This window comes from Pseudomonas capsici, assembly GCF_017165765.1.
In the GTDB taxonomy this organism is placed as follows: domain Bacteria; phylum Pseudomonadota; class Gammaproteobacteria; order Pseudomonadales; family Pseudomonadaceae; genus Aquipseudomonas; species Aquipseudomonas capsici.
The window spans coordinates 58,450-78,373 of record NZ_JAFGZD010000006.1; the positions used below are offsets into that span (position 1 = coordinate 58,450).

The 19,924-nt window shown below is 59.3% G+C and carries 17 protein-coding genes; 13 read left to right on the top strand and 4 right to left on the bottom strand.

Annotation, left to right across the window (positions count from 1 at the left end; genetic code table 11):
- Positions 1 to 45: 45 nt before the first annotated feature.
- Positions 46 to 585: a hypothetical protein gene (locus JSY17_RS10070; RefSeq protein ID WP_117183262.1), complete on the bottom strand. Its 540-nt coding sequence runs from the start codon at positions 583 to 585 to the stop codon at positions 46 to 48.
- A 437-nt stretch (positions 586 to 1,022) separates the two neighbouring features.
- On the opposite strand from JSY17_RS10070, the gene JSY17_RS10075 reads away from it, so the two are divergent.
- The 5 genes from JSY17_RS10075 (at position 1,023) to JSY17_RS10095 (ending at position 6,884) form a co-directional block, all read left to right on the top strand.
- A complete protein-coding gene (locus JSY17_RS10075; RefSeq protein WP_206401625.1) occupies positions 1,023 to 2,654 on the top strand; it encodes an ABC transporter substrate-binding protein in 1,632 nt (543 codons plus the stop codon).
- Positions 2,651 to 3,601: an ABC transporter permease gene (locus JSY17_RS10080; protein ID WP_201014597.1), complete on the top strand. Its 951-nt coding sequence runs from the start codon at positions 2,651 to 2,653 to the stop codon at positions 3,599 to 3,601. Before JSY17_RS10075 ends, JSY17_RS10080 begins: the two co-directional genes overlap by 4 nt.
- Positions 3,602 to 3,605: 4 nt before the next feature.
- Complete coding sequence (locus JSY17_RS10085) at positions 3,606 to 4,523, top strand: ABC transporter permease (protein ID WP_117163195.1); 918 nt, start codon at positions 3,606 to 3,608, stop codon at positions 4,521 to 4,523.
- The gene (locus tag JSY17_RS10090) at positions 4,520 to 6,160 is read left to right on the top strand and encodes a dipeptide ABC transporter ATP-binding protein (RefSeq protein ID WP_206401626.1); all 1,641 of its coding nucleotides are present in this window, start codon (positions 4,520 to 4,522) and stop codon (positions 6,158 to 6,160) included. The genes JSY17_RS10085 and JSY17_RS10090 overlap by 4 nt, the downstream gene beginning before the upstream one ends.
- Before the next feature lie 106 nt (positions 6,161 to 6,266).
- A complete protein-coding gene (locus tag JSY17_RS10095; RefSeq protein WP_206401627.1) occupies positions 6,267 to 6,884 on the top strand; it encodes a glutathione S-transferase family protein in 618 nt (205 codons plus the stop codon).
- 421 nt (positions 6,885 to 7,305) lie between these two features.
- Here JSY17_RS10095 and JSY17_RS10100 read toward each other — a convergent pair whose 3' ends face one another.
- A complete protein-coding gene (locus JSY17_RS10100) occupies positions 7,306 to 8,526 on the bottom strand; it encodes an MFS transporter (protein ID WP_206401628.1) in 1,221 nt (406 codons plus the stop codon).
- A 155-nt stretch (positions 8,527 to 8,681) separates the two neighbouring features.
- On the opposite strand from JSY17_RS10100, the gene JSY17_RS10105 reads away from it, so the two are divergent.
- The gene (locus JSY17_RS10105) at positions 8,682 to 9,635 is read left to right on the top strand and encodes a LysR family transcriptional regulator (RefSeq protein ID WP_117185619.1); all 954 of its coding nucleotides are present in this window, start codon (positions 8,682 to 8,684) and stop codon (positions 9,633 to 9,635) included.
- Here JSY17_RS10105 and JSY17_RS10110 read toward each other — a convergent pair.
- Positions 9,613 to 11,604: a sigma-54-dependent Fis family transcriptional regulator gene (locus tag JSY17_RS10110; RefSeq protein WP_206401631.1), complete on the bottom strand. Its 1,992-nt coding sequence runs from the start codon at positions 11,602 to 11,604 to the stop codon at positions 9,613 to 9,615. The genes JSY17_RS10105 and JSY17_RS10110 overlap by 23 nt on opposite strands.
- A 187-nt stretch (positions 11,605 to 11,791) precedes the next feature.
- Here JSY17_RS10110 and JSY17_RS10115 point away from each other — a divergent pair, with 187 nt between their 5' ends.
- The 3 genes from JSY17_RS10115 to JSY17_RS10125 are packed head-to-tail and all read left to right on the top strand — an operon-like array spanning position 11,792 to position 14,583.
- Positions 11,792 to 12,814, top strand: coding sequence for a Gfo/Idh/MocA family oxidoreductase (locus tag JSY17_RS10115; protein WP_206401632.1), 1,023 nt, complete (start codon positions 11,792 to 11,794; stop codon positions 12,812 to 12,814).
- Positions 12,811 to 13,602 carry a TIM barrel protein gene (locus JSY17_RS10120; protein WP_206401634.1) on the top strand — a complete coding sequence of 264 codons (792 nt, stop codon included), beginning with the start codon at positions 12,811 to 12,813 and terminating at the stop codon, positions 13,600 to 13,602. Before JSY17_RS10115 ends, JSY17_RS10120 begins: the two co-directional genes overlap by 4 nt.
- Before the next feature lie 60 nt (positions 13,603 to 13,662).
- Positions 13,663 to 14,583 (top strand): sugar ABC transporter substrate-binding protein, encoded by a 921-nt coding sequence (locus tag JSY17_RS10125; RefSeq protein WP_206401636.1) that lies wholly within the window; start codon positions 13,663 to 13,665, stop codon positions 14,581 to 14,583.
- Here JSY17_RS10125 and JSY17_RS10130 read toward each other — a convergent pair.
- The gene (locus tag JSY17_RS10130) at positions 14,576 to 15,208 is read right to left on the bottom strand and encodes a TetR/AcrR family transcriptional regulator (RefSeq protein WP_117163186.1); all 633 of its coding nucleotides are present in this window, start codon (positions 15,206 to 15,208) and stop codon (positions 14,576 to 14,578) included. The genes JSY17_RS10125 and JSY17_RS10130 overlap by 8 nt on opposite strands.
- Before the next feature lie 101 nt (positions 15,209 to 15,309).
- Here JSY17_RS10130 and JSY17_RS10135 point away from each other — a divergent pair, with 101 nt between their 5' ends.
- The 4 genes from JSY17_RS10135 to JSY17_RS10150 all read left to right on the top strand — a co-directional run bounded on the left by JSY17_RS10135 (position 15,310) and on the right by JSY17_RS10150 (position 19,888).
- Positions 15,310 to 16,038, top strand: a complete 729-nt coding sequence (locus tag JSY17_RS10135) for a nitroreductase family protein (RefSeq protein WP_200979845.1) — start codon at positions 15,310 to 15,312, stop codon at positions 16,036 to 16,038.
- A gap of 333 nt (positions 16,039 to 16,371) precedes the next feature.
- Positions 16,372 to 18,255 carry a 3-dehydroquinate synthase gene (locus JSY17_RS10140; RefSeq protein WP_206401638.1) on the top strand — a complete coding sequence of 628 codons (1,884 nt, stop codon included), beginning with the start codon at positions 16,372 to 16,374 and terminating at the stop codon, positions 18,253 to 18,255.
- The gene (locus JSY17_RS10145) at positions 18,252 to 19,136 is read left to right on the top strand and encodes a UbiA family prenyltransferase (protein WP_117183242.1); all 885 of its coding nucleotides are present in this window, start codon (positions 18,252 to 18,254) and stop codon (positions 19,134 to 19,136) included. The genes JSY17_RS10140 and JSY17_RS10145 overlap by 4 nt, the downstream gene beginning before the upstream one ends.
- The gene (locus JSY17_RS10150) at positions 19,133 to 19,888 is read left to right on the top strand and encodes an EboA domain-containing protein (RefSeq protein WP_206401640.1); all 756 of its coding nucleotides are present in this window, start codon (positions 19,133 to 19,135) and stop codon (positions 19,886 to 19,888) included. Before JSY17_RS10145 ends, JSY17_RS10150 begins: the two co-directional genes overlap by 4 nt.
- The last annotated feature ends 36 nt before the right edge of the window (positions 19,889 to 19,924 follow it).

The window sequence follows — 19,924 nt, forward strand, 5'->3', positions numbered from 1 at the left end:
CCAGGAAAATCATGACGTCTGCAAGGCAGACGAAAACCCCGGTATTCAATTGACCACGGCACCCGACGGCACAGGCTCGTCATATATAAGCTCATCAGGAACAGGGCCTATCGGAAATGTGCCCATGTCGGCGATGTCACCCGCTTCTGACGGGCAGCCGCTGCCATCCGTGGTCGTAACGACGATCTCGCCATCGACATACCAGTACGCCATGTTGTTGTCGTATTCTTCGTAGTAACACAGCGCCATGCGGCTGCCATCCAGCGCCGCAAGAATAGCCCAGTTCACTGAACCACCACTGCGACGATCCCAACCCGATGCCAGCAAACGGTCATCGACCTTGAGGATCGGACTGATCATGTCCTCACCCAGCACCGCATCGCTGACCATGGCCGAAGGTGCCGCCTTGATCACGGCGGCCCGCACGTCAGGATCTTCGATAAAGGCGATGCCATTGACCTTTTCCCATGGGTACTTGCCGATATAGGTCTCCAGGGGAATGCGCCCATCTGTCTTCGCGGCGAGGGCCATGCAGGCCACCGCTGAAAACACCCCCAGAACGGCTCCTGCAAGCAAGCGTTTCATGGCACTTCCTGATTACTGATTCTGTCCGGGCAAAGTCATCTTCAGCCTTCATGCAAAGCATCGGGCTGCCCGGAATCTACCTCCACGGAAGATCCCGGCCAATAGTACGGATGTGCTATCTCCGGGACTCAATATTTTTCATTCGATATCAATGGCTTGGATGCAATCCTGCGGAGTTTTCACTGCACGGACGAGTCACCTGCCTGCAAACAGGGCGGATTTGCCATTTCAAAAATGCCAATTAAGCATAATAAAAAAACCATAGATCATAAAAACGTATATTAGCTTACAACCAAAAAGACTTTCACAACTCCTCCTCAGACGAATAAGGTCTTAAAAACCAGCCTGAAGCGCTGTTCGACTTGAAGAGGATTTCTCATGCACCGCATTCAATCTCAGGCATTGCCAGGCAACCCCGCGGACCAGGGGACGCAGCAATGATCAAAAGCCCTCTTCTGCCACGCCTGTTATTCGCCGCCGTCGCGGCCAGCACTTTGCTGGGCTGCTCACCGGCCAGTCAGGACAGCCAGGCAACCAAGACACTCAAAGTCGCTTTTTTCAGGGATAACACCACGCTGGTCAGCCTCGACCCTTTCCAGGTCTACTGGCTGGAACACCGGGTCGTATTGCGCAATGTCGCCGAATCATTGACCGATCAGGACCCACAAACCGGCAATATCATTCCCTGGCTGGCGGAGCGCTGGGAAGTGAGCGACAACGCGCTGGAATACACCTTTCACCTGCGCAAGGACGTCACCTTCAGCAACGGCACACGCTTCGATGCCCAGGCGGTGAAGGCCGCTTATGATTCCAACAAGGCTTTTGCCACCCAGTTGCCGACCACCTTCGGTGCGACGTATCTGGCGGGCTACGATCATGCCGAAGTGCTGGACGACTTTACCGTCAAGCTGGTGCTGGCCAGACCCAATGCCGGTTTCCTGCAGGCCACGTCCACCACCAACCTCTCGATTCTGGCTCCGGAGTCCTACAAGCTCAGTGCCAAGGAACGCTCGCTGGGCGCGATCATTGGCACCGGGCCTTTCGTGCTGGAGCGCTACACCCCGGAAAGCGGTCTGCGCCTGACCAAACGCAAGGGCTACGCCTGGCCATCGGCCAATGCCCAGAACAAGGGCGAAGCGCATCTGGATACCGTCGAAGTCAGTTACGTGCCGGAAGAAAGCGTACGCAACGGCCAGTTCGTACAAGGTCAGGTAGATATTCTCTGGCCGCGCAATCCGTTTTCGGAAGTGGACCTGAACCTGTTCAAATCCAAGGGTGCCACCATCCAGAGCCGTTCTCTGCCAGGCCCGGCCCTGAACATGTACCCCAATACCCGTGGTACGCGCATCCTGGCCGATCGCAATGTACGTATGGCGCTGCAGAAAGGCATCGACCGCAAGACTTACGCCGCGACTGTCTATAACGCGCAATTCCCGGTGGTTTCCAGCATCTACGACATCACCACGCCCTATTACAGAAATCTGGGCGACAAGCTTGCCTATGACCCTCAGGGTGCCGAACGCCTGCTTGAAGAATCCGGCTGGCAGAAAAATGCCGACGGCTATCGCTACAAGGACGGCAAACGCCTGAGGCTGGCGTACAACCTGTCGCCTGCCGAAAGCGCTGGCGACGTGCTGATCCAGGATCAACTGCGCAAGATCGGTATCGAGTTCAAGCTCAACGTCGTGACCACTGCCGAATGGGCAGCGGCCAACGCCGCAGGCAACTACGACCTGACATCGACCTACATGACCCGCGCCGACCCGATTGTCCTGCAAACCATCATCGATCCGCGCACTGCAAACAGTTCGACCCTGGCCACCAACCTCTACGAACCGCAAACGCTGCCCAAGGCGCTGGAACTGTTCGATGCCGGGCTGACCGCCACTCGCCCCGAACAACGGGCACAGGCCTATGGCGACCTGCAGAACCTGCTGATCGACGAAGGTTCGGCATTCCCGGTCTATGAGCGGGTATGGCAAGCCGCGACGGCCAAGAAGGTGCGTAACTTCCACTGGACCGCCGAAGGCTTTGCGCTGTTCAACGACATCGAGATCGCAACGCCATGAGCCGTTACGTCCTTGGCCGGATTGCCCAGGCGCTGCTGGTACTCTGGGGTGCCTACAGCATCACCTATTTCATCCTGTATCTGCTGCCCGGCGACACCCTGTCCATCATGCTCAGTGCCTCCGGTGTCGAGATCGATGCCCTGTCCGAACAGGACATCGCTCAGGCCAAACAGTATTACGGGCTGGATCGTGGCGTCTTCGAGCAGTACATCGATCTGCTGTGGGGCGCGATCCACGGTGACTTCGGCCATTCGCTGACGCTCAACCGCCCCGTTTCGGAACTGCTGGTCGAGCGTCTGCCGCAGACCCTGTCGCTGGCAGGCCTGGCCATTCTCCTGTCGCTGATCGGCGGGGTCGGCCTGGCTTACCTCACCGCTTACGTGCGCTGGAAACCGTTGCAAGTGGCTCTGTCGCGCTTGCCATCGCTGGGTTTCTCGGTGCCGGTATTCTGGATGGGGTTGTTGCTGATCCAGTTGTTCGCTTTCAGCCTCGGCTGGTTTCCGGCCACCGGCAATCAGGGCTTTTCCAGCCTGATATTGCCTGCGGTCACCCTGGCGATTCCCAGCGCTGCGGTTTATGCGCAGGTTCTGCTGCGCGGCTTTCAGGGGGTGTGGAAAGAACCCTACATCATCACCGCCTACGCCAAAGGCCTGAGTCGCGCACAGGTTCAGGCACGCCATGCCTTCAAGAACTCAGCCTTGCCACTGCTGACGCTGATCGGCCTGCAGGTGGGCAACACCGTTTCCGGCGCAGTGCTGGTGGAAACCATCTTCGCCCGTGCCGGCGTCGGTCGCCTTGCCCAGGAGGCGGTGCTGCGCCAGGACATTCCGGTGGTACTCGCCATCGTCGCCGTCTCGGCTGCCGCTTTCGTCGTGGTCAATCTGATCGTCGACCTGCTCTACCCCGCGCTGGATCCGCGCATCGCCCACACGCCAAAGGTCTCCTGACGCCATGACCATTTTCGATACTCGCCTTGCACGTCTGGCACGCGCTGTCAGCCGCAGTGAAACACCACCTGCACCTCAGTGGCAGCGGCGCAGCAGTCTGAGTCGGGCTTTCGATGCGGTCAGACCACTGCTGCGTCGCCCCGGATTTCTGCTGGCACTGGCCATCGTGGCTTTTGCGTTGCTGGCAGCCGTCGCACCGACCCTGCTCAGCAGCTACGCCCCCTACGCCACGTCGCCCGCCGACAAGCTGACGCCGCCCAATGCCGTCCACTGGTTCGGTACCGACGAACTGGGGCGCGACCTCTATACCCGCGTGGTGCATGGCTCCAGCCTGTCGGTGCAGGCCGCCTTGCTGGCCGTCGGCATCGCCATGGCCGGCGGGCTCAGCCTCGGAGTGATTTCCGGTTTTGCAGGCGGTCGCATCGATGCCGTGATCATGCGTTTCATTGACGTCTTGCTGGCCCTGCCCGGCCTGTTGCTGGCTCTGGCCATCGTCACGGCCATCGGCTTCGGCACCATTCCGGTGGCAATCGCGGTGGGCGTCGGGATCATTCCTGGCTTCGCCCGCACCACCCGTGCGGAAGTGCTGCGCGTCAAGACCTTGCCTTACGTCGAAGCGGCCAGGCTGGGCGGCGCAAGCTGGACCCGGACCTTGCTGCGACACATCCTGCCCAATGCCTGGGGCCCGGTTGCGGTGCTGGCCACCCTGGATTTCGGCGCGGCCATTCTGGCCACCGCCGGCCTGAGTTTTCTCGGCTTTGGCGCAGAGCCACCAGCCGCCGAATGGGGCACGCTCATTGCCAATGGCCGTCACTTCCTGATGACCGCGCCCTGGGTGTCGCTGTTGCCCGGCCTGTTTCTGGTTGCCGTGGTGTTCAGCTTCAACCATATCGCTCGCACTCTGGAAGAGACTCAACGATGACCGACGCCCCGCAACTGATCGATCTCCAGAACCTGAATGTGACCTATCGTTTCAACGGGCAGCTCACCCAGGCCGTGCGCAACGTTTCCTTTCAGGTGGCCAGAGGCGAGACCGTGGCGATTGTCGGCGAGTCCGGTTCGGGCAAGTCCACCATCGCCAACTCGATCCTCGGTCTGCTGCCGGATAACGCGACCATCACCAGCGGTGAGCTTCGGATCGACGGCAACGACCTGAGCCACGCGTCTGAACGCGAGAAGCGGCGGATTCGCGGCAGCATCATCGGTCTGGTGCCACAGGACCCGATGGTCAGCCTCAACCCGACCTTGCGTATCGGCCAGCAGATTGCCGAAGCATTGATCCAGGCTCACGGTCGCCGCTACCCGGCCATCGACGCCGACGTGGTGGAATTGCTGGAACAGGTCGGCCTCGACAAGCCGGTGCTGCGCGCCCGGCAATACCCCCATGAGCTGTCCGGCGGCATGCGCCAGCGGGTGCTGATCGCCATCGCGCTGGCAGGCAATCCGCGCCTGATCATCGCCGATGAGCCTACAAGTGCTCTGGATGTCACGGTACAACGCAAGATTCTCGACCACCTGCAACGTCTGGTGGGCGAGCGTGGCATTTCCCTGCTGATCATCACCCACGACCTTGGCGTGGCTGCCGACCGCGCAGACCGGGTCCTGGTGATGAAAAGCGGTGAACTGGTGGAGCAAGGTCCGCCACGGCAGATCCTTGTCCATCCCGGACACAGCTATACACGCGCCTTGATTGCGGCCGCGCCGGCGTTCGGCCAGAGAAAAAGCCCGGCAGCGCACCGCCCTGTCGCGCCAGACGCTACACCGCTGCTGACCCTGAGCAATATCGGCAAGACCTATCGTCTGCCCCATGTAAAGGGTGAAGACGCCGACTTCCAGGCCTTGCAGGACGTCAATTTCAAGGTTTATCCGGGACAGACGCTGGCCATCGTCGGCGAGTCCGGCTCCGGCAAAAGCACTGCACTACGCATCGCACTGGGTCTGGAAAAGCCGACTCACGGGCGAGTTCTGTTCGAGGACCGCGATGTCACGGACCTCGGCTGGAACGAGTTCAGGCCGTTGCGGCGGCGTATCCAGCTGGTCCAGCAAAATCCGTTCGGTGCTCTCGATCCACGCTTCACCCTGTTTGAAAGCATCGTCGAGCCGCTGGTTTCCTTTGGCCTGCTCAAGGGCCGGGAACTTGAGCAGGCGGCACGCCAGTTGATTGAGCGGGTTCATTTGCCGACGGCATACTTGGACCGACTGCCTCGCGAGTTGTCAGGTGGACAGCGGCAGCGGGTGGCGATTGCCAGAGCCCTGGCCCTGCAACCGGACCTGCTGTTGCTCGATGAACCGGTCTCGGCACTGGATGTTTCGGTGCAGGCGCAGATCCTCGACCTGCTCGTCGAGCTGCAAAGCGAACTGGGCATCGCTTATGTGCTGGTATCCCATGACCTGGCGGTAGTCGCCAGCGTCGCCCATCAGGTACTGGTACTCCAGAACGGCAAGACCGTCGAACAAGGCCTGGCCAGCGACGTCTTCGAACGGCCAGAGGCGGCTTACACCCAGGAGCTTATTGCCGCGATACCGGGTCGCAGCCTGGAGTTACAGGCTGCGATATAGGACCAGCCTCATAAAATAATTTATGGGGTTCGGAAAATAACCTTGTTGGCTGCCAACCGGCCTGATCTCTAGGATGCCTTATCGCTCATCGCCTCAAGGAAAGACCATGATAAGGCTGCATCATCTGAACCAGTCTCGCTCCATCCGCATTCTCTGGCTGCTGGAGGAGATTGGCGCGCCGTACGACATTGAATTCTACCGTCGCGACAGCAAGACCCATTTTGCCCCCGAGTCCTTGAAGGCGATCCATCCGCTGGGCAAATCCCCGGTTATCGAACTCGATGGCAAGGTCGTTGCCGAGTCAGGCGCCATCACCGAAATCCTTATCGAACGCTTCGCGCCGCACCTCGCTCCTGAAAAGCACACCGCAGACTACCTGGACTATCTGCAATGGCTGCACTTCTCCGAAAGCTCGGCCATGCTGCCGCCGCTGCTGAAGATCTTTGCCCAGCGCGAAACAGCCACTCTCTCCTTTCTGCCCGGTTATGCGCAGCTGGAATGCGAAAAGGTCTTTGGCTACCTGGATCAGCAACTGGAAAACAGGACGTTTCTGGTCGGGGAAAAGCTCAGTGGTGCGGACTTCATGATGCTGTTCGTTGCCGAACTGGTCGAGCGCCTGGAGAAACCAGAGACTTACGCCAATATCCAGCGCTATCTGGCCACCCTGAAGAACCTTGATAGCTGGAAAAGTGCGCAGGCGCGTGAGGCTGCGGTTTACGGGTAAGGCAGGCTAGCCAACGTGCGGGAGGCAGCTTGCTGGCGACTTCAGTTCTGGCCCGGGATATCTGCCGATTTTCAGTTTTTTTCGTCAGCAAGCCGCTTCCTGCACGTTTGTTAACTGATCGGTAACACGACTACAACGTCAGTATTGCAAGGACAGTAACTGCCAGGACTGCAATACCCATCAAAGACGTCAGATTCGCCTGCAGGGTTTCGGAAAACCAGGAACCTTTCACGGGATACTTTCCGAGAGTGAGAGCTTTCATCACAGGCCAGCCGACAAAGTAGCAAATGGCTCGAAAAACGACTTCAACCAATATATCAATCACAGCCGACGATCCTTGATCTGCCTGAAAAGAGAACGGCTTCGTAAGTTACCACCCCATCGCCGATTGCCGAAGACCTGCCTGGCTGAATCTTGAATGTCAACGGTCCGCCTTGCGTCCCTCCCAGCGCTGAACCACCACACAAATACACATCAATACAATGCCCGATGCCGCAAGGATGCTTCCGACCCATCCAGTAGATGCCCACCCGAAGCCCGAAGCAATGGAGAACCCTCCAAGACTTGCACCCACAGCATTGGAGATGTTGAAGGCGCTGTGATTGAGAGCAGCGGCAAGGGTCTGTGCCTCACCTGCAACGTTCATCAGACGCACTTGCAGCGCCGGCACGAGCGCAAAGCCACAACCGATGAAAAACAGAATCGCCAGTGAGCCCCAGGACGAAGACGCGCAGACGGAAAAGAGTCCGAGAAACACAAGGTTCCAGATCATGATGTAGAAAATGGCCGGTATCAGTGCGCGGTCCGCCAGCCAGCCTCCCGCCAGATTGCCGACAATCATGCCGAGGCCCCACAGCGCCAGTATCATGGGCACCTGATCGATGCCAAAGCCGCTCACTTCAGTGAGGGTCGGCGTGATATAGCTGTACACCGCAAACATGCCGCCGAAACCGATCGAGGCCGTCGCCAGCGTCAGCCAGATCTGGGGCCTCTTCAGCCCGCTCAACTCGGCCCTGGGGCTGGCTTTTTCATCCTTGGGAATGGCTGGCACGAAGTACCAGAACAATGCCATCGAAACTACTCCGGCAATGGCAAGCGCAGCAAAAGTCGCACGCCAGCCCCAGAGCTGTCCGATCCAGGTCGCGACCGGTACACCGATCACATTGGCTGCCGCCAGGCCTGCCATCACATACCCGGCCGCCTGGGCCTTGCGGTTTTCGGCCACCATGGCTGCCGCTACCAGGCAGGCGACGCCGTAATAGGCGCCATGGGGCAAACCTGCCATGAACCGGGCCGCGAGCAGCGACAGGTGATCCCAGGCCACTGCACTTGCGGCATACCCCAGTGCGAACAGTGCCAGCAGAGAGATCAGCAAAAGCTTTCTGGGCCAGCGCGCGGCCATGATCGCAATGGCAGGTGCACCGATCACCACGCCAAGCGCGTAGGCACTGATGTAGCCACCGGCCGTTGGCACCGAGACATCCGTGCCGGTCGCAAGGTCCGGAAGAAGACTCATGGAAACAAACTCGCCCGTACCGATGAAAAGCCCGCCCAGGCCAAGCGTCACGATAGCTGCGCTGACGCCATGGGGAACAGGGGTTGCCGATGGATCGCTGAGCGCAATTCCGTCTGATTGACTCATGAAAATATCCTGCCGTCGGGTTAACGGGCCGCAGCACTATGCCGCTGCTACCCCAACCATTAATGAATTTTTCTAATGGTACACTTGGATCAAATCAGCTTTGTTTAGGTATTCCGCACAAAGCATTGAATAGAAATCAACAATAGGGATCGATGATGCCGGTACTCCCGACTACCAGGCTGTCACGAGCGGATCTGGCCGATCTGAATGCGTTCCTGGCGGTAGAAAGCCATCGAAGCTTTTCCAGAGCGGCTATCGAACTGGGTATCACAACCTCGGCTCTCAGCCATTCCATCCGCAATCTGGAAACCCGCCTTGGCGTACGTCTGCTCAATCGCACCAGCCGCACGGTTTCTCCTACGGATGCCGGTGCCACTCTGGCTAAACGGCTTTCAATCGGTTTTCAGGAAATCGGCGGCGCACTGGCTGAAGTGGACAGGCACCGTGACAGACCTTCGGGGCGATTGCGCATCAACGTTCTCAATGACGGCGCGCGTCTGTTGCTCACAAGATGGCTGCCTCCGTTTCTGGACGCTTACCCCGACGTGTCGGTCGAAATAGCCGTGGACGACCGCATGATGGATATCATCGCGGCAGGTTTCGATGCAGGTATCCGCTATGGGGGAACCATCCCGGAAGACTTCATCGCCGTGCCCATCAGCGGCCCGTTGAGGTGGGTGGCAACGGCTTCTGCGCGGTATATCAATCGATCGCCGCGGCTTGTGCATCCCGAAGACCTCAGGCATCACAACTGCATCCAGATCCGCACCGGCAACGGGACGATCTACCGCTGGGATTTCGAGAAGGATGGAGAACACCGGACGATTGATGTAACCGGGCAGCTATGCGTCAATGAGACCGGGCTCGGTATTGAAATGGCTCTGGCAGACAGAGGAATCACATATTGCCTGGAGGATCGTATACGCGGTCATCTGGATCGGGGTGAACTGCAAGTGGTGCTGCCCGACTGGGCTCCAATCGAACCACCCTTTCATATCTACTACCCGGACCGCAGACAAATGACGCCAGGCCTTCGCGAACTGGTCGATATGCTGCGAACCGAGGCCGGTTCATGGTCAAGTCAGCCTAACGGAAGGCATCGGCGCTGAGCCCGAATCGGTTCATCTTGTTGTACAGCCCGCCGCGTGACACTTTCAGGTGCCTTGCAGCCAGCCGGATATTTCCGTTGGTGTGCTTCAGCGCATCGATGATCGCGTTCATTTCATGGGCTCCCAGGTCAGGGGCATCATTGTATTCAGGCCGTGATGGAGGTTGCGGCCGGAGCGATGCCTGGATGATTTCCAGGGGCAGGTCGGCTGGCTGGAGCGATGCCGTCGCCGCCAGATTGGTGGCGCGCTCGATGATGTTTTCCAGTTCTCGTACATTACCCGGCCATGGATACGCCATGAGCGCGTCCAGCGCCGGGCTGGAGATGCCCGACACGGGCTTGCGCAGCGACTGCGCACAACGGTCGAGAAAGTGCTGAGCCAGAAGAGGGATATCCTCCTTGCGCATCCGCAGCGGCGGCACAGTGAGGTTGAGGACATTGAGCCTGTAGTAGAGATCTTCCCGGAACGCGCCTTCGGCCACCGCCTGACTGAGGTTACGGTGGGTGGCGGCGATGATCCGCACATCGACCTGACGGGACTTCCTGGCCCCGACACGGGTCACTTCGCCTTCCTGCAAGACCCGCAACAGGCTGACCTGTGCATCAAACGACATGTCACCGATTTCATCGAGAAAGATGGTCCCGCCATCGGCCAGCTCGAACTTGCCCGCCGAGCCGCCGCGAGCCGAGCCGGTAAACGCGCCTTCGACGTGACCGAACAACTCGCTTTGCACCAGTTCACGGGGAATGGCCCCGCAATTGACGGCCACAAAAGGACCGCTGCTGCGGTCACTGGCGTTATGGATGGCTTGAGCGAACAGCTCTTTGCCGGTGCCGCTTTCGCCGAGGATCAGGATGGTGGAATCGCTGCGACTCGCGATCCTGCCAAGGCGTAGCGCGTCCTGCATGACTCTGGAGTTTCCCTGAATGCTGTCGAAGGTATAACGGGCCTGAGCGCCCATGATGCGGCGGGTGATTTCGCGGATCCGGCGGTTCTCGCGCAGCGACACAATCCGCCCGCCCTGCCCGGTCAGGCACACCGAAACCAGGCACGCCAGTTGAGTGCCATCGTGAAGCTGAAAGGCACAGTCCAGGTCACGTAACGCTTCACCCTGATGCTGCATGATTTCGTCATTCAATTCGCTGTGTCCGAGTTGCGGGAACGGGCAGTCCAGCAGTTCTGGTCCGACCCGAAACAACTGGCGGGCATAGCGATTGAGTGCCTTGATGCAGCCCTTGTCATCAAGCACAACCAGGCCTTCATTGAGCACCTCCAGAACGCTGCGCTGCTCGTCCAGCAGGGTCTGCAACGCCATCTGCCGCGAAACGGCCTCGGCCGCTGCCTGCACGGTGCCCAGGGTATGGAAGTGAAACCATCCCGGTTCGGCTGTCAGGGTCAGGATTGCCAGCGTTTGCCCACCGGCATTGCGGATCGGCGCGGCAGCGCAGTGCATGCGACGTTGCCGCAAACCATTGGCAAAGTTTTCCTCGGCCAGTACATAGACCAGTCGGTCCTCGGCAATCGCAAGACCCGTGCAGTTGGTGCCCTGTACGGACTCTGACAGGCGACTGCCCACCGGCGTGATGTCCAGCCCGCAGAAACTGAGAGTCGTGCCTTGTGGATCGGTGAGGTTGATATGACCTCGTGGGTTATAGGCGAGCAGACCGCGCATCACCTCCCGAGCGGTCTCGATCAACAAGACATTACCGGTCAGCTTTTCAGCCAGATCTGTCGGCGTGACGAACCGGTATTCGCCATCTTCGGGATCGATCCCGTTTTCGACGCTACGCCGCCATGACGCCCAGATCACCGGCCTGACCAGAGGATGAGGATCGACCCTGCCTGCAAGGCACTCCCGCCAAGCCTGTTGCAGATCGAGCATCGGCCCGTCATTCAGGGCCAGCGGGCCGATGGCGGTGATGTAGTCCAACTCACTCTGGGGCAATGTCAGGAACGAATGGTCAGCCATTTGCAGCTCTCGAAGTGTTCATTTCTTTGACATGTCATTGTAGACATGTCTTTCAAATAGACACTTTCGCATGCGCAAAAAAAGATATTTCCATTACATATCAATCACTTGAGAAATGGCACAGGGCTTGCTCTACCGTCCATGGAGCGAATGACCTCGCTCCCTCCATTACAACAACAAGGAACGCATGCATATGAGCAAGATCATTCGCCTGGGTCTCATCGGCGCAGGCCGTATGGGCAGCTTTCACGGCCAGACCGCAGCCCTGCATATTCCGGGCGCCAGCCTGGTTGCGATTGCCGACCCGACACCGGGACAAGCAGCTCGCCTGGCTGAAAGACTCAATGTGCAGAAGGTCTACACCGACCCGCAGCAATTGCTGGATGATCCTGATATCGATGGGGTTCTGATTGCAGCTCCGGCCCGTAGTCATGCCGAACTGGTGATCGCCGCCGCCCGCGCCGGTAAAGGCATCTTTTGCGAAAAACCCATGGCGATCACTCTGGACGAAGCCGACCGCGCCATCGCTGCCGCCGCCGATGCACAGGTGTCGTTGCAGGTCGGCTTCAACCGGCGTTTTGCCAGAAGCTTTCGCCAGGCCCATCTGGATGTTGTCGCAGGCCGCATCGGTACACCGCAACTGCTGCGCTCGGTCACCCGTGACCCGGCATTGAACAACCCGGCCGGCATCGGCCAGTGGGTGATTTTTCTGGAAACACTGATCCACGACTTCGATGCCCTGCTCTACCTGAACCCCGGTGCCAGGGCCGTGGAAGTGAATGTCATGGCCGATGCGCTGGTCGCTCCGGACTACAAGGACAAGGGACTGCTCGATACCGCGGTGGTGACGATTCGTTTCGATAATGGTGCCATCGCCACTGCCGAGGCCAATTTCCAGGCGGTCTATGGCTACGATGTTCGAGGAGAAGTCTTCGGCAGCGCCGGCATGCTGACCATGGGCAGCGTCGCCCAGTCCGAACTGGTTCGTTATCTGGCCGATGGCATTCAGGCCGACACCCAGCGCATGGACACCGACCTGCTGCGCGATGCCTACATTGCTGAACTCAATCACTTTGCAGACTGCCTGCGCACGGGCGAAAAACCACTGGCAAGCGGTGAGGATGCCAGAGCGGCACTGGCCATTGCCCGCGCCTGCATCGAGTCGGTCCAGCAGGGCAAGACGATCCGGATTGCAGGAGAACAGCCATGAGTTTCTGCCCCTTCAAGCTGGCAGTCAGCGCCGAAATGGTGTTTCTCGAGCGGCCCTTCGCAGAGCGCGTCCGACGCATCCATGAGTTGGGTTTCAGTGCCGAAATCTGGGACTGGACCACCAAGGACATTGCGGTGTTGAGTGCCACCGGTGCCGACTTCACCTCCATGACCGGCTATATCTCGGGCAATCTGACAGATGCCGAAGATATCCAGCGTCTGCTGGAAAGTGCCCGAGAGTCATTGGCCGTTGCCGAGCGCCTGAACTGCCCCAGCCTCAACCTGCATGGCACTGGCCTGGACAACAAGGGCCTGCCGATCAAACCCGTCAGCCATGCCAATGGCCGGATGTGGCTGAGCGCCTGCAAGACTCTGGAAAAGATTGCCCGCCTGGGTGAAGAGCATGGAAAAGTATTCCTGCTGGAAAACCTCAATACTCAGGTTGACCATCCCGGCACGCCTTTCGCCAGGGCCGAAGACACGCTGGCCCTGATCGAAGCAGTGGACAGCCCGCACCTGAAAATGAATCTGGACCTTTATCACGCGCAGATCGGCGAAGGAAATCTGATCGAACTGATCCAGCGTGCCGGAACGGCCATCGGCGAGATTCAGGTGGCCGATGTGCCGGGACGCATGGAGCCGGGCACCGGCGAGATCCATTACCCGGCCATTGCCAAAGCCCTTCATCACATGGGTTATCAGGGCGTGGTGGGGCTGGAAGGCTGGGCCAGCGGCGATCCGGTCATTGCGCTGGAACGCTTCCGCCAGGCTTTTACCCTGCCGGCGTGACCACCCGAGGCATTGATCCACTGATGAATTTCAACCCATAAGAACAAGAGGAAAACCATCATGCGTCGCTACTTGTTTGCACTGGCCTCTCTGGCACTGCTGTTCAGCCACAGCGTTTTTGCCGATGCCCGGATCGGCGTCAGCATCGCCAAGGTCGACGACAACTTCATGACCTATGTGCGCAGCGGTCTGAACGATGCCGCGAAGCAGGAAAACGTACAGATCCAGTTCGAGGATGCCCAGGGCGATGTGGTTCGCCAACTCAGTCAGGTCGAGGGTTTCATCAGCCAGAAGGTGGATGCAATCATTGTCTTGCCGGTCGATACCGCCGCCGCGGTCAACATCACCCGTGCAGCTACAAAGGCCGGAATACCGCTGATCTATGTCAACCGCCGCCCCGACCAGCGCCCCCTGCCCACCGGCGTGGTCGCCGTGGCCTCGGAGGACATCCAGGCCGGGCAACTGCAAATGCAGTACCTGGCAGAAAAGATGGGTGGCAAGGGCAATCTGGCGATCATCATGGGCGATCTGGTGCAAAACGCCACCCAAGGCCGGACCGAGGGGGTCAAGCAGATTCTGAAGAACTACCCGGACATCAAGATCGTCGGCGAACAGAGCGCCATGTGGCAGCGCGACAAAGGCATGGACCTGACCAGCAACTGGCTGCTGGCCGGAGTCAGGATCGATGCCGTGGTCGCCAACAATGATGAAATGGCCATCGGTGCCGCCATGGCCTTGAAACAGGCCGGACAAGGCTCGACTCCCGTGGTCGGCATCGACGGCCTGCCCGATGGACTGGCGGCCATCAAGCGCGGCCAACTGGCAGCATCGGTGTTTCAGGACCCCAAAGCCCAGGCCAGCAGCGCCATCACTGCCGCGCTACGGATGATCAAGGGCGAAGCTGTGGAGCCCGATATCTGGGTACCTTATCAATTGATCAAGCCGGAGCAGGTAGAGGAATTCGCCCGGCACTTCAGATAGCGGCCTGCCGCGGCTCTCGATGAAGGTAGTTTTCAAGCAGGGTGACGACCTCGGCAACGAAGGCAGAATGCTCCAGCACGTCGGGCCGTTCAGCCGTCACGGTATGGATGATCGCGTGAGCCGCGACACTCATCAGGTAGATCGAAAGCTCCGGGTCAGGCACGTTTTGCATGAACGGCGTCAGGACATCCGAGAAATGCCTGCGCAGCTGGTCCTGGTCGTCTGCCATGTGCCGCACGGTACGTGGCAGCTCTTCGTGAATCGCCTTGTGCAGCGCCGGCGCGATGCGGTGCTCATGGACAATCATCTCGACCAGCAAGGTCAGTGCTTCGCGCAGAGAGGCCTGCTGCGGCACGACTTCCAGCGCTTTGAGCAAGTCGCTGCGCGTTGCCGCCGCATGACGCCGTTGCAACTCGGCAATCACCGCTTCCTTGTTGGGAAAGAACTGGTACAGCGAACCGATGTTGACGCCTGCGCGCTCCGCTATTGCATTGGTCGTCAGGCCTTCCCAGCCCACCCGGGTCAAAATGTAAGTTGCCGCCTGGACAATCGCATCCACGGTCGCCCGGGAGCGCGCCTGAGTCGGGACTTTCCGGGGTTTGACGGACGATCGGCTTCTGCTCACGGGCGGCTCCAGAACATGAGTTTTTAAAATATAAGCTTTAACTTACGATTTTGCTGCGTGAGAACACAACGTTCTTTATGTCCTTGAGAACCATTGCAGCCATGAAAACTCCAGACTTCGTGCGCACCTGGGATAGCTTCCAGGCGGCCAACCGCTTTCGCAGAGCCATCCGCAAATTCGACCCGACGCCAATTGCCGAAACCGAGATCAGTGCACTGCTCACGGAAGCGACGTATGCGCCTTCCAGCGGCAACATGCAGCCTTACCAGTTGCACTGGATTCGTGAACCGGCCTTGAAAGCCCGTCTCGCCGCGGCCTGTAACGGCCAGAAGGCAGCGACCTCGGCGGCAGACCTGATTGTGTTTGTCGCCAGCCCCGCGCTGGGGTTGCGTACCGCCAGAGCGCAACTGGAATACGTCGAAAACTCACCGGCGCTGGGCCAGAACTCCAGGACTTATTACCGCAAGCAGATCGGGATGTTTCGGAAAATCCTCCAGGTCGGATCCTGCGCATTATGGTCGCCGTTCGTGCTGCTCGCAGCACTGCTTCGCCCTGGCTTGTCGCTGTTGCCCATCGGCCATATCGGCAGTCGCCAATGGGCAGCACGCAACGCCATCTTCGCTGCCCAGACCCTGATGCTGGGCGCAGCCGCAAAAGGCATCGATTCCTGCCCCATGGAAGGTTTCTCGGCCTCCCGGGTGGCCAGTCTTCTCACATTGCCGCGCGGCTCGGTGATTCCGCTGATTGTCGCATTGGGCTATCGCGCCGATGACGCCAGGATCGAAGAGCGCTGGCGCCAGCCCCTGACCGACCTGATAGTCGCCCACTGAAAGGATGGGTGGATGGCAGCCGAAACGCTCTTTTGGCTGCCGTAATTCACGATTATTGATAACGAGTCTTATTAATAAATGAAAAAATATTTTATTAACACTCATTATCAAGTTGGTATAAGCGTTTTATATACCGCGAAACTTGCCCGGCAAATTCTGTCATTTCACATACTTGCAAAACGCTAGCACTGAACTACATTGCTATTGATTCCAAGCCTGAGCACTCAGGCGCCCTACCCGCTTGGTTGTAGAGACAGGAGTAATACCGGCCCCGGATGCAGTTTGAAATATCTGACAAGGACACTCAGTCATTACAATCAAGAGGGACGCTTGATGAAGCATAGTCAGTTGTACCGTGCACTCTCTAAAGCAGGAGTTGCCGGAAGTGGGTGGCTATCGTTACTGTGCTTTGCGATTCTGGTCATCGCCAGTTTTCTGTTGTTTGGTGAGCAGATCGAACAATTCCTGACCGGTTTGAGCCTGACGATTCCGTCAGACCCCATTCAGAAGTTAAACCTCGCTCTTCTGTTGATTGCACTGCTTGCATTCGATGTCGTGCTGCCTGTGCCCTCCAGTATCGTGGCGCTGATGGCAGTGGCGCTGCTGGGCAGTGTCGGTGGTTATCTGGTCATTTTCATCGGGCTTTGCCTGGGAGCCGGAATTGGCTATGCCCTGGGAGCCGGTTACCTGCGTCTGCTGTCCAGGCGTCTGGCGGTCAACAAGCGCAGCAGCGGGCAACTGGCCTATCGGCTCAATACCCTGTCGCTGATCTGCCTTCGGGGCGTACCGGTGCTGGCGGAAACTTCGGTGGTGGCCGCAGGCATGCAGCGCTATCCACTGCGTCAGTTCCTGGTGGTCACGACTCTGGCGAATGCGGGGCTGGCCCTGGCCTACAGCGCCATCGGCACTTACCTCATGGAGCAGGACGCCCTGCTGGTAACGGTACTGGCCAGCATGGTCCTGCCTGCTCTGTTCATTGCCGGCCGCAGCCTGGTCAAAGCCATCAGAAACCGGGCAGCCAAAGACGCTGACCGTCCTTTGCAGGGCCGCTTCGACGTCAGCTACAACTATCCGGTGGTTTTTACCGACCACCTGTTCGACCCGAAAAATGACTGCCTGCGTGCACAACTCACCGCAGATCAGGCTGGTCCAGTAACCGTGCTGATCTTTGCCGACGAACAATTGCTCAAATCGTCGCCCCATCTGCTGCCGCAGATCGATGCCTACTTTGCCACTCATGGCCGCGAGCTGCATTTGCAGACCGCGCCCATCGCAGTGCCCGCAGGTGAGTTGAGCAAGACCCCGCAAGTCTTGCATCAGCTCTATGAACACATGTTGCAGCATGGGCTGGACCGGCATTGTTATGTGCTGGCCATGGGTGGCGGTGCCGTGCTGGATGCCGTGGGTTATTCCTGTGCCACCTTCCATCGTGGCATGCGCCTGATTCGTATCCCGACCACCGTGCTTGCCCAGAACGATGCCGGTATCGGGGTCAAGAACGGCATCAATGCCTTTGGCCAGAAGAACCTGCTCGGCGCGTTCTGCCCGGCCAATGCGGTGATCAACGACTTCCAGATGCTGCTCAGCCTGTCGCAGCGTGACCGGATCGCCGGGCTGGCTGAAGCCGTGAAGGTCGCAGCCATCAAGGACGCCACGTTTTTCCAGTGGATGGAGCAGCACGCTCAGGATCTGGCCGGTTTCGAACACGCTGCCAGCCGTTACGCCATCCGCCGTTGCGCGGAGCTGCATCTGGGGCATATCACCGGTGCAGGCGATCCGTTCGAGCGAGGTAACGGCCGACCACTGGATTACGGACACTGGTCCGCCCACAAGCTGGAAAATCTGAGCCAGCACCGCTTGCGTCATGGTGAAGCGGTGGCTGTGGGCATGGCGCTGGATGCGCTGTATGCCAATGCGGTGAAACTGCTGTCGGACACTGATACCGAACGTCTGCTGCACCTGCTCGTGCAGCTCGGTTTCAGCCTCAACCCGCCGGAGCTGTTGCTCAGGGACGCCCAGGGTCGCTCGCTGATCGTGCAAGGGCTCGAAGAGTTCAGGCAGCATCTTGGAGGTCAGCTTTCCATTCCGATGCTCACCAGTCTGGGTGAGTCAACCGATCTGCACGAAATCGATTTCGCGCTGATGGAGCAGGCCTTGCAGCGCCTTTCGTCCTACAGCACGTCGCCCCTCGGCTGGACCAAGAGTTGTCCCGAATGAACCAGACTTCCCTGAAAACCTGGATGACACTGGGCCGTGTCTCCAATCTGCCGACGGTATGGACCAATGCCCTGGCAGCCGCCTTGCTGGCCAGTAGCGCTGGCGCCCTCGCCCCGCCTTCGCTTCTGGTCTGGGTACTGCTGCTGGTGGTGCTGTCGCTGCTTTATCTGTTCGGCATGCTCTTGAATGATCTGCTGGATGCCGACTGGGATCGGCAACACGATAATCCGCGCCCCATTACCCTCGGGCTGGTCAGTCGCCAGCAGGTCGCACTGGCTGTCGGCGCACTGATTCTGGTGGCGGCCGTCGCGATACTGGGTCTGAGCCAGTTGATCGAAGAACCGAACTGGCTGCTGGGCAGCGCTGCGCTGTTGCTCGGCTTCATCCTGGCCTACAACATTCTGCACAAGAAATATCCCCACAGCGTCTGGCTGATGGGTGCCTGCCGCTCGGCGCTTTACCTGACAGCGGCTGCCAGCCTCAGCATACCGCCGGAGCCCATCTGGCTTTGCGCGGCATTGCTGGGTGCCTATATCAGCGGCCTGACCTACCTGGCCCGCCAGGAACATCGCAACCAGTTGCTCAGCCGTTTCCCGCTGATTCTGATGCTCAGCCCGCTGATTCTGGTCAGCTACGCCAGCAACGGCGTGTTCTGGCTGGTGCTGCTGATCTGGCTCGTCTGGCTGGGACGCAATTACTGGCGCCATCTGGCCAACCCGCAGCAGCGTCAGGTGCGCGCTTTCATCGGCGCCGGTCTGGCAGCACTGCCGCTGTTCGACGCCATGGTTCTGGCCCTGGCGGATCAGCCCTGGGGCAGCTTGCTGTGTGTCCTGGTGTTCTTTCTGCTCCCTCGCTTTCAACGCTGGATCAAGCCGACATGATCGAAATCGCCCCGAATGGACTTGCGGCACTTGAACTCAGAGACGAGATCCTGACCGAGCAGTTGCAGCGTTTCACCCGCCACCTGCCCATTTCCGAGTTGCAGTGGTGGGAAAGTGCGCTGCCACAGCTTGCGCAGAACCCGAGTGCCGATACGCTGGTGCTTCTGAGCAGTCAGTGCAAACGTCAACTGACCGAACAGCCTCAGGCCGACAGCGCTGTCTGGACCAAGGTGCAGCAAGCCCGCGTGCTGCTTCTGGCCCAGGCCCTCAAGCATCAAGAACCGGACAAGCGCTCACCTTTGCTGCGTCAGTTCTATGCCTGGGGGGACGATCAGGAAAAGATTGCCATCCTCAAGGCACTGGACTGGTTCGATGCCGGCGGGCAGTGCCTGGACCTGGCACTTCAGGCCGGCCGCACCCACAACAGTCAGGTGTTCGCCGCCATTGCCCTGGACAACCCCTTTCCGTCGAGCCACTACAACGAACGCGCCTTCCATCAACTGATCTTGAAAGCGCTGAGTCTGGGCCTCGACATCCAGCGCCTGCTGGGCCTTCCCGAAAGACGCAGCAGTTCGCTGAACCAGCTTGCCCTGGACCTGCTGGAAGAACAGCTTGCCGCCGAGCGCCCGGTGTCAATCGGCCTGGTTCACGTCATTGCTTTTGCGCTGCTCACCCCCCCCCAGCACCAGAGGCTTGCCCAACTGCATCAGGCCCAACGCCTGCCCGCAGAATGGGCCGGGCACTTCCGGTAACACCAATCCCGCTTCCCCCCAACGCTTGCCCTTTGC

Bases quoted from the DNA above. Each gene is read 5' to 3' on its own strand.
- JSY17_RS10070 (WP_117183262.1), bottom strand. From the start codon at position 585: ATGAAACGCTTGCTTGCAGGAGCCGTTCTGGGGGTGTTTTCAGCGGTG.
- JSY17_RS10075 (WP_206401625.1), top strand. From the start codon at position 1,023: ATGATCAAAAGCCCTCTTCTGCCACGCCTGTTATTCGCCGCCGTCGCG.
- JSY17_RS10080 (WP_201014597.1), top strand. From the start codon at position 2,651: ATGAGCCGTTACGTCCTTGGCCGGATTGCCCAGGCGCTGCTGGTACTC.
- JSY17_RS10085 (WP_117163195.1), top strand. From the start codon at position 3,606: ATGACCATTTTCGATACTCGCCTTGCACGTCTGGCACGCGCTGTCAGC.
- JSY17_RS10090 (WP_206401626.1), top strand. From the start codon at position 4,520: ATGACCGACGCCCCGCAACTGATCGATCTCCAGAACCTGAATGTGACC.
- JSY17_RS10095 (WP_206401627.1), top strand. From the start codon at position 6,267: ATGATAAGGCTGCATCATCTGAACCAGTCTCGCTCCATCCGCATTCTC.
- JSY17_RS10100 (WP_206401628.1), bottom strand. From the start codon at position 8,526: ATGAGTCAATCAGACGGAATTGCGCTCAGCGATCCATCGGCAACCCCT.
- JSY17_RS10105 (WP_117185619.1), top strand. From the start codon at position 8,682: ATGCCGGTACTCCCGACTACCAGGCTGTCACGAGCGGATCTGGCCGAT.
- JSY17_RS10110 (WP_206401631.1), bottom strand. From the start codon at position 11,604: ATGGCTGACCATTCGTTCCTGACATTGCCCCAGAGTGAGTTGGACTAC.
- JSY17_RS10115 (WP_206401632.1), top strand. From the start codon at position 11,792: ATGCATATGAGCAAGATCATTCGCCTGGGTCTCATCGGCGCAGGCCGT.
- JSY17_RS10120 (WP_206401634.1), top strand. From the start codon at position 12,811: ATGAGTTTCTGCCCCTTCAAGCTGGCAGTCAGCGCCGAAATGGTGTTT.
- JSY17_RS10125 (WP_206401636.1), top strand. From the start codon at position 13,663: ATGCGTCGCTACTTGTTTGCACTGGCCTCTCTGGCACTGCTGTTCAGC.
- JSY17_RS10135 (WP_200979845.1), top strand. From the start codon at position 15,310: ATGAAAACTCCAGACTTCGTGCGCACCTGGGATAGCTTCCAGGCGGCC.
- JSY17_RS10140 (WP_206401638.1), top strand. From the start codon at position 16,372: ATGAAGCATAGTCAGTTGTACCGTGCACTCTCTAAAGCAGGAGTTGCC.
- JSY17_RS10145 (WP_117183242.1), top strand. From the start codon at position 18,252: ATGAACCAGACTTCCCTGAAAACCTGGATGACACTGGGCCGTGTCTCC.
- JSY17_RS10150 (WP_206401640.1), top strand. From the start codon at position 19,133: ATGATCGAAATCGCCCCGAATGGACTTGCGGCACTTGAACTCAGAGAC.